At 69.4% G+C, this 6,962-nt stretch carries 6 protein-coding genes; 2 read left to right on the forward strand and 4 right to left on the reverse strand.

Features of this window, described 5'->3' with window-relative positions; genetic code table 11:
• Window positions 1-367 precede the first annotated feature (367 nt).
• The 4 genes from GXP76_RS01740 to GXP76_RS01755 all read right to left on the reverse strand — a co-directional run bounded on the left by GXP76_RS01740 (window position 368) and on the right by GXP76_RS01755 (window position 4,821).
• Entirely contained in the window at window positions 368-1,453 is a 1,086-nt protein-coding gene (locus tag GXP76_RS01740; RefSeq protein WP_242569578.1) for a hypothetical protein, read from the reverse strand.
• 214 nt (window positions 1,454-1,667) lie between these two features.
• Complete coding sequence (locus GXP76_RS01745; RefSeq protein WP_242569579.1) at window positions 1,668-2,576, reverse strand: helix-turn-helix transcriptional regulator; 909 nt, start codon at window positions 2,574-2,576, stop codon at window positions 1,668-1,670.
• Window positions 2,577-2,746: 170 nt separating this feature from the next.
• Window positions 2,747-3,403 (reverse strand): hypothetical protein, encoded by a 657-nt coding sequence (locus tag GXP76_RS01750; RefSeq protein ID WP_277992862.1) that lies wholly within the window; start codon window positions 3,401-3,403, stop codon window positions 2,747-2,749.
• 374 nt (window positions 3,404-3,777) lie between these two features.
• On the reverse strand, window positions 3,778-4,821 hold the full coding sequence (locus tag GXP76_RS01755; RefSeq protein WP_242569580.1) for a trans-acting enoyl reductase family protein: 1,044 nt from the start codon (window positions 4,819-4,821) through the stop codon (window positions 3,778-3,780).
• Window positions 4,822-4,948: 127 nt separating this feature from the next.
• Here GXP76_RS01755 and GXP76_RS01760 point away from each other — a divergent pair, with 127 nt between their 5' ends.
• Both GXP76_RS01760 and GXP76_RS35795 read left to right on the forward strand, forming a co-directional pair.
• Window positions 4,949-5,884 (forward strand): helix-turn-helix domain-containing protein, encoded by a 936-nt coding sequence (locus GXP76_RS01760; RefSeq protein ID WP_242569581.1) that lies wholly within the window; start codon window positions 4,949-4,951, stop codon window positions 5,882-5,884.
• Between the two features lie 670 nt (window positions 5,885-6,554).
• Entirely contained in the window at window positions 6,555-6,785 is a 231-nt protein-coding gene (locus tag GXP76_RS35795; RefSeq protein WP_308354081.1) for a DUF6233 domain-containing protein, read from the forward strand.
• The last annotated feature ends 177 nt before the right edge of the window (window positions 6,786-6,962 follow it).

Below are 6,962 nucleotides of genomic sequence, written 5' to 3' on the forward strand. Positions count from 1 at the left end.
TGCGGTGCGTACGGCCTTCCGTCCTGTGCGGATCGGATCAGTTGCCCGTTCGCATGCGACGCACTGTGCAGGCTCAGCCGGTCACGGCGATGGCGTCGCCATTCTCATCCCCTGTCGGTGAGTAGGCCACGCACGACAACCGTGCCTCCAGGCATGAGTGCGGGGGCCGGACGGCGAAGCCGTCCGGCCCCCGATCCGCAGCGAGTGCAGCACGGACAAATGAACCTCTCCGGTCGACGCACATCCAGTTCCGCACCGTTCGGGCTGGGATTCACTACAGCGCACGGGTCGCGTCAAGGACCGCGGCCCCGCCCGCGCGGTGAGGGCTCCGGCGGCGGGCGAGGTCGACTCAGGAAAGGCGGCTGTTTCAGCCGGTCTTGACGGGAGTCAGGGTGAATCCGTCGTTGGGCTTGCCCGCCAGGAGGTCGGCCAGCCCCCCGCTGAGGGCGTACGTCGTCCCGGCCGGCCCCGCGGTGACGTCGCTGGTGACCGGATCCGTCACGGTGTCGGTCACCGTCACCGTGGCTTCCTTCCAGCCGTCGCGGGACTCCACCCGATAGATCTGGGCGGGCTTGCCGGACAGCAGACCGCTGCTGACCGCCGTGATCGCCCCGTCCTTCTGGAGGCGTATCCCGGCCGTGGGTGCCCCCAGCGGTGCGGAGAGCTTCACCCGCTCCGCCTTCTCCGGGTGCCGGACGGGCACCCGTACGAGAGAGCCGTCGGCCATCGCGATGACCAACCGGTTTCCCTCCACCCACTCGATCGCCGACATCCCCACGTCGTTCAGGAAGTTGGGGATGTCCAGCTCGCCCTGGAGCAGGTCACTCCGCAGGAAGACCGACGCACGGCCCTTGGTGTCGATACGGAACACCGTCGGGGTCAGCTCGTCGACGGCGTAGGCGGTGCCGTCGGGCGCCACCGTCACGTCGGAGATCAGATGCTGCTTGCCGTCGAGCGCGATCGCCGTCAGACCCACGCACCAGTCCTGCTTCCCGGTGGTCAGGTCGTAGCTCCCCACACCGGCGATACGGAAGGGCGCGTCCTTCTTGGAACGCTCGGCGGTCCCGTAGTCCACGTTGCTGACCAGGACACGTCCACGCTCACGGTCGACACGAACAGCCTGCGCCGAGACCAGTTCCGGGTCGTCGATGAAGGTGCGCGCCTTTCCGTCCGGATGGACGGCGAAGACCTTGCCCTGCTTCAGCGAACCGGCGAAGAACGTCTTCGATCGCGCGTCGAAGCCGAGCGAGTGCGGGAACATGTCGGCGCCGAGGGCCTTGATGGGGCCGGCCGCCTTCTGCTTGCTCTCCTCGATCGCGGACTCCTTGGAGCTGGACACGGAGTCGGACGCGGATCTGCCGGAGGAGCTGTTGGCGGCGATCGCCGTGCCGGTGGCCGCAACAGCGACAATGACGGCGGCGGCGAGGGAGATCTTCAGCTTGGTCTTCTTCATTGTCCTTGTTTCCTTGGAGAGTTGGAGCCGGCGGGTACCGCGACGCAGCGCGTGCCGGAGCACCGGGAGACGAACGAGGAGGTGGGGGGCGCGGCCTCGGCGGCAGAAAGACGCGCCCGGCAGACGGCCTGGAGCGGTGCTGCGGCTCTCTCAGGCCGAACTGAACCCTTGGGCCGGGAACCGCCCAGGTGGTGGAGTTGGTGGAGTGGTCGGGTCAGGAGTGCATGGGAGGAACGACGCGTACCTCGGTTCGGGTGTCGGTGGCCGGCAGGAGGCTCTGGTTGAGCAGTTGCATTGCGGCCTGGTCGGCCGAGCCCGGTGCGGCCGTCGTCACCACCACCCGGATTCCCTGCCCACGGGGAACCGGGAGCGAGTGCTGAAGCACGTCCATCTCCCCGACCGTCGGATGGCGCATGCTGTACTCGGCCATGTCCCAGGCCCGTACACGGTGCTGGGCCCAGAGCGAGGCGAACTGCGGGCTCCTCATGGTCAACTCGCCGATGAGGGACGCCAGCTGCGGATCGTCCGGATACTCGCCGACCGCCTGCCGCAGCTTGCCCACCACATCTCGTGCCTTCCTGGGCCAGTCCACGTACAGGTCGCGTGTGTGGGCGTCCAGGAAAACCAGCTTGGCGGTGTTGGGCCGTGTGGCGGGTTGATCCGGGCTTTCCGGGGCCAGGTGCCCTGCGAACAGCGCGTGCCCGGGGCGGTTCCACATCAGGATGTCCGAGCGCCGGCCGAGGACGACGACAGGTGAGTCCCCGAAGGCATCGACCAGTTGGCGCACGGCAGCGGTGACCCGCTCGGCGGGAAGTCGGCGCCGGCCGGGCCGGGCGTCACCGGTCAAGGTGTGGAGATGGCGGCGTTCCGCGTCGTCCAGGCGCAGGGCCGTGGCCAGTGCGTCGAGCACCTGCGGGGAGGCGTTGAGCGACAGCCCCTGCTCCAGTCGGATGTAGTAGGCGACACTGACACCGGCCAACTGCGCAAGCTCCTCCCGCCGGAGTCCCGGCACCCGCCGCCGGTCGCCGTAGTCCGGCAGTCCCACGTCCCCCGGCTTCAACTGCGCCCGCCGGGTGGACAGGAACTCACCGAGCAGGGACGTGCCGTTCGTTCGGTCCTTCATGCGATCGAGTATGTCGAGACACCGCGGACATAGCCTGCTCCTACGAGTAGCAGACAGGAGACGACGAGCGTCGGCTGGCGGTTCGCTGTCCACACGGCGACTGGCTTGATTGGCAAGGGATCACGTGATGGCGCCCTTGTCCGTCGACACCGGGGCGTCGGGGCGATCGCCTAGCACGCGCTGCCGGCTGCCGACGGCATCAGCGGCCCGGCCGTCGCCGACCTGCGTCGGCGCCAGTACGCGTACGTCAGGATGCCGAGCATGGGACCCCACAGGACCAGAGGGACGTAGGAGGCGTAGAAGTAGACGGTCTCCCAGCCGCCGGCCTTGCCCGGGAAGTCGGCCGGCAGCGGATCGCCGTTGGTCTTGGACTGGGTGACCGTGGTGATGATCGCGATGACCGTGAAGACCAGGGTCAGGATCGTCGCCCCGATCGTGGCCGGGACGACCGCTGCGGCCGTCGGTACCCGCCGCCCACCCAATCCCGGCATCCAGCGTGGGAACACCTCACCCCAGCGGGCGACCAGCCCGACGGCCGTGAAGGCAAGGACCTCGGAGACGAGGGTGAGCAAGACGACGTAGCCGTTCATCGCCCAGTCCTCGATCGACCCGCCACGCTTGTCGGCGGCGAACAGCACGCCCAGGCGCCAGATCCCGGACGGGAGCACCACCAGCGGCACCGCGTAGGCGACCCGGCGGGCCCAGCGCGGCACCCCTGCCGCGGGCTCGTGCGCCGCACGCCACGCCCGAGGCAGGCGGCCCTCGCGGCGAGGCGTGTCTGCTGCTTCGCCGGTGATCGTGGTCGTGGTCGGCCTGGCCTGGAACATCTGCGCTCCTCACGTCCACGGGCCCGACCGGCCCGTGCGCTTCGAGACTCGCAGCAGGCAAGGCCGGCCGGGATCGCTCCACAGACCGAACAACCTCCGCCGGGCGGGCGAGCACGAATCCGGACGCTCCACCTCGGGAATGACGGGTCACCGGAGGACGACTCGACCGTGCGACCAGGTTCACTGGCAAGGAAGCCGAACGACTGCGTTCGCTGTCAAACGCCTGCATTCGATGACAGCGGACAGTCACAGAAGTTGAGCCAACCGACTTGGGGCAGCACCCGTAAAGGTGAAGGAATCGAACGAGGACGCCGACGCCCATGTCGTCACGGCTCGCTGAGGGACGCGCCCGACGGCTTGGCGGATGGCTCCGGTCAAACGTTCTGCTTCCGCGGGTGCAGGTCGAGTGTGATGTGCGGGTCGAGCGCGCGCAGGAAGTCGGGGGCGTCGAAGATCTCGCCGGCGGAGACGACGCCGACGGTCTTGGTGCGGCCGGTCAGGACGCGCTCGAGGCCCTCGGTGACGAGGGGCGCGGTGACGGCGTAGATGTCCTGACCTCTGGCCGTGGCCCGGCGTTCGGCTCCGCCCGAGCGGACGACGACGTCGACGAGGAAGGTCTGGTTCGAGCGCCCGCTCTCGTCGGCGGCGGTCGGGGCCGGCGTATGGGGGGCGGCGACGTCTCGGGCCGCCTCGACGGTCATGTAGGTGGTCACATCGGGGATGGAGAGGTGCTGGGGGACGGTGACGACGTCCGCCATCGTGAACTCCCCGATCACCGGCCGGGAGCCCAATGGTTCCGGGAAGGTCCACTCCAGGGTGGGCGCGGCGTCGGTGCGGTGCTCCCACTGTCCGCCGCTGTAGCGCAGGCGGTGGTCGCCGCGTCGCTCGCGGGAGACCGCGCCCGAGAGCCGGGTACCGGCGGTGGGGTGCCAGTTGCTGAGCGCATAGGCGATGTGTGCCTCGTCGGCCTCGGTCCAGTCGCCCATCGCAGCGGTGGCCAGCAGGTCGCCGAGGCCGCCGAAGAAGGCCATGGCCGGGACGATCACCGCTCCCGCGTCCCGGGCCCGCTCGCGGTAGTGGGCGAAGGTGTCAAGGTTGGCCTCAAGCTCGGCGGCCACGTCCAGGTAGGGGATCTTCGCGCGGAGCGCGGCCTCGATCACGGGGCCGATGGTCGATACGAAAGGGCCGGCGCAGTTGATGACCGCCGCCGCTCCCGCCAGGGCCCGGTCCAGCGAGGCCGGGTCGTCGACCGACGCCACCCGGGCCTCCAGCCCGTGCTCGTGGGCCAGCTCCTCCAAGGTCCGCGCATTGCGCCCGGACAGCACCGGGACGAACCCGCGCGCGGTCAGTTCCGCGACCACGAACCGCCCGGTGTGACCGTATGCGCCGAACACCGTCACCAGCTGACCTGACCCCATGAGACTGCTCCCTGCACTCGAACGCCCGCTGCGAGGTCGATCCGCCGCAGCCTGACATCCCCATCCTGTCCGTCCGGCAGCAGCCCGCACGAGTGTCGGAAACGACATGCCGCGTACAGTTTCGGACATGCCCGCTGTTGCACTGGCCGTCACCGACGGCATGCTCCACTACGAACTGTCCGTGGCCGTCGAGGTCTTCGGAGCCGACCTGACCCACATCGTGGACCCCTGGTACGACTTCTCCCTCTGCGGGAGCGGTCCGGTGCACGTCGGCCGCTTCCGCCTGGAACCCGACCACGGACTCGACCACCTCGCGCACGCGGACACAGTGATCGTCCCTGGCTGGGCCGACACCGACCGCGACCCGCCCGCCGAGCTGGTCGAGGCGGTGCGTGCGGCCCACGCGGCCGGTGCCCGCGTGGCCTCACTGTGCACGGGCGCCTTCGTCCTGGGCGCGGCAGGACTGCTCGACGGCAGGCGCGCCACCACACACTGGGCCCACACGCGGGAACTGGCCCGACGCCACCCGGCGGCCACCGTCGATCCGGACGTCCTGTACGTCGACGACGGCGACGTCCTCACCTCCGCGGGCAAGGCCGCCGCCATGGACCTGTGCCTGCACCTGGTCCGCCTCGACCACGGCTCGGCCGACGCCAACAAGATCGCCCGACGCCTGGTCGTCCCACCCCACCGCGACGGCGGCCAAGCCCAGTTCATCGCCACCCCCCTCCCCGCCCCAGGCAACCACCCGCTGGGCGAGCTCTTCCCATGGGCGCTGGAGCGGCTGGACCAGCCGCTGACCGTGGAGGACCTGGCCCGCCGGGCCCGCATGAGCTCACGCCACCTCGGCCGCCACTTCAAGCGCCTCACCGGCACCACGCCACTGCAATGGCTCCACACCCAGCGCATCCGCCACGCCCAGGAACTGCTGGAGACCACCGACGCCACCGTGGACACCATCGCCGCAGCCACCGGCATGGGCACCGCCATCACCTTGCGCCGCCACTTCCACCGCAGCGTCGGCGTCCCACCCGACGCCTACCGCCGCACCTTCCGTCCCTGACTGAAGGAGTAGTTCCAAGACCCCGGCGGCCAATCGAACAGCGCCAAGGCACGGTGCCGTCCGAAATGGTGATTGAAGGCTGCCAAACTCGCGAAAATCGCCAACACGGCCGCCATGGAGCATTTCAGGACGATCGAGCGAGAGCTGCTATGAAGATCAACAGTCACGGAGCGTGGATGCTCCACAGAAGTTGAGCCAGAACCCGTTCTCACGAACAGAGCCACAAGGACCTTCGCACATGGGGGACCTGGCGGTCGGCCTCGACAACGACACTCGGTGGAGCGACATGTAGGAGCGGGCCGCCGACGAATCCACCGACTACGTCTCAGAGGTGCGCAGAGTGATCGAGCAGGGGCTTGTCCGACGTCCTCCGGTGACCAGGGCGCCTCCGCGCCGGCTCTGGTGCTCGTCCTCTCTCCCGGACGGCCAGGAGCTCACCGCCCGGTTCTGGTCCAGACGCCAACTGTTCAACGGGTGGGCGTACTTGGTTGGTCTGCCGGTCCACAGCAACAGCCTGGACGGGGCCGTGGAGGCGTCGGAGTACCGGGCGCGCGTCCGGGCGTTCGACGGGTGTCTGGCGTCTCGTACGACGCCGTTCCGACCGAGCGCTGCCGCCGCCTTCGCCGGTACGCGAGGCCCTGGGCCTCGTCAGCCGTCCGGCTGGGTCACCGTGAGCGCGGGCGGGAGCCGCGGTGCCGGCAGCCGGACCGTGCTCCACGCCCAGGACTGCGTCGAAGCCCCGCCGCCCGTGCACGTGTTGTCTCTGGAAGAGGCCCTGAACGTTGCGGAACGACCCGCCACTCGGCTCTGCGTGCTGTGCTGTGCGGCTCAGGAACTAAAGCCCATGCTGCGCGGGTTCGACCACATCGGCGCGAAACTGAATCTCCACCCGTTCGAGTGAGGGAGTTCCGGTGCTGCCCATCTAGGGGTGTCTTGTCGATCAGGCCGGATCAGGGAGCGGGGTCTGGTGCGTGCGATCGCAAGGCGGAGGAGGGAGGCATGGCGGAGCCATGCCTCCCTCCTGCGCTGTCAACGCGGCGAACGTGCGTGCCAGGGACCGCGAGCCCGGCAAGATCGG

Origin of the sequence: Streptomyces sp. NP-1717 (assembly GCF_022695985.1) — a bacterium.
Taxonomy (GTDB): Bacteria; Actinomycetota; Actinomycetes; order Streptomycetales; family Streptomycetaceae; genus Streptomyces.